This is a genomic window from Enterobacter cloacae complex sp. 6730903 (assembly GCF_048283985.1).
Taxonomy (GTDB): domain Bacteria; phylum Pseudomonadota; class Gammaproteobacteria; order Enterobacterales; family Enterobacteriaceae; genus Enterobacter; species Enterobacter hormaechei_C.
Map to the genome: position 1 here is coordinate 1 of NZ_JBLVXX010000156.1, position 600 is coordinate 600.

General features: G+C 40.7%; 1 pseudogene. It reads left to right on the top strand.

Annotated elements, in window-relative coordinates:
- Nucleotides 1–177: 177 nt before the first annotated feature.
- Nucleotides 178–600 (top strand): annotated as a pseudogene (locus tag ACNQ0W_RS25320) (hypothetical protein); the annotation flags it as partial.

Genomic DNA, 600 nt, shown 5'->3' on the forward strand with positions numbered 1-600 from the left:
GTATATACGGGGTGTTGTCATGAAAACTTGTTGTCTTGCTTTTATGAATTTTTCAGTAGTAATATCAACTTGCACTAAAGTCCTGTGCGAAAGACCTAGTAAACCGTACAGGCATAAAAATGGGCTGACAGTGCTGGAACACTTCAACCCAGTGATCAACATAATTAAGGTATGTCGATGAATATATTTTATGGGGAAAATCCGTCCTCAGCAAGCTCAAAGAGCCTCGAAAATAGCCAGTCCCTTGGTATAAAGACGAAATCTCATGTAATGCTTACGCCACAAGGCTTCCAGCGAGTGCATGATTATCTATTACAAGACCAATCTAGAAAACTCCTTCCTAAGGAACGTGTATCTAAATGTAGACGTCTCCGGATAGACAAAACTAAGACTAGAACTGTGATGTATAACGAGCATCGAGAGAAGGCTCATTATGGCAATGTTCAAATCTGTGGTTCTATTTGGTCATGTCCTGTTTGTGCCAAGCAAATCACACAGAAAAGACGTAATGAATTAGGTAAGGGCATAGAGTCGTGGAAAACGGCTCATAATGGCTCTGTATATATGCCTAAGCACCCATTTTGCCATTCACCAGACCAA